Origin of the sequence: Aeromonas sp. 604176 (assembly GCF_049170755.1) — a bacterium.
GTDB lineage: Bacteria > Pseudomonadota > Gammaproteobacteria > Enterobacterales > Aeromonadaceae > Aeromonas > Aeromonas veronii_A.
In genome coordinates this window covers 1-912 of record NZ_JAAKNE010000285.1, presented here as the reverse complement: position 1 = coordinate 912, position 912 = coordinate 1, and the positions used below count along the sequence as shown (strand labels likewise).

Here is a 912-nt window from a genome sequence, read left to right as displayed (position 1 = left end):
AAAAAAATATAAGACACAGGTGGAAGTTCCAATGAATAACCCGTCAAAAGGGACCTTTTTAGGTCACCCTAAAGGGCTTTTTTTGCTCTTTAGTACCGAACTGTGGGAGAGATTCTCCTATTACGGCATGCGTGCCGTACTGGTGCTCTATCTGACCGACCTGACTGCCAACGGCGGTCTGGGCTGGAGTCAGGCAGATGCCCTCAAACTCTACGGTATCTATACCGGTCTGGTTTATATCACTCCGCTGATCGGCGGCTGGCTGGCTGACACCTTCCTGGGTCAACGTCGCGCCATCCTGATCGGTGCCGTGCTGATGGCCGCAGGTCAGTTCACTCTGGCACTGCCCCACGCCATGTTCCCGGATATGGTCAACACCATGTTCTACGCGGGCCTCGCGCTGCTGATCGTGGGTAACGGCCTGTTCAAACCGAACATCTCCACCATGGTGGGTGACCTCTATGAAGAGGGCGATCATCGCCGTGATGGTGCTTTCACCATCTTCTACATGGGTATCAACCTAGGTTCCCTGCTGGCAGGTGTGATCTGTGGTGCTGCCGCTACGGCCTACGGCTGGCAAGCTGCTTTCGTCGGCGCCGGTATCGGTATGCTGCTCTCTCTGGTGATCCAGGCCACCATGGCCCAGCGTTTCCTGGGTGACATCGGTCGCGTCACTGCCGCCCAGCGCGCAGCCGCCCTGCGTACTACCGAGCAGAAAGCACCGCTGACCAAGCAGGAAGTGGATCGCATCAAGGTTATTCTGGTACTGGGTCTGTTCACCATCATCTTCTGGGCCGGCTTCGAGCAGGCCGGTGGTCTGATGAACCTCTACACCCAGGAGTATACCGACCGCATGATCGGCAGCTTCGAAGTGCCGACCGCCTGGTTCCAGTCCCTGAACCCCTTCTTCAT

The 912-nt window shown here is 56.9% G+C and carries 1 protein-coding gene; it reads left to right on the top strand.

The window, feature by feature from the left end:
- Nucleotides 1-31: 31 nt before the first annotated feature.
- Nucleotides 32-912: peptide MFS transporter (locus G5358_RS21385; protein WP_421324915.1), on the top strand; the 881-nt coding region annotated here is incomplete at its 3' end.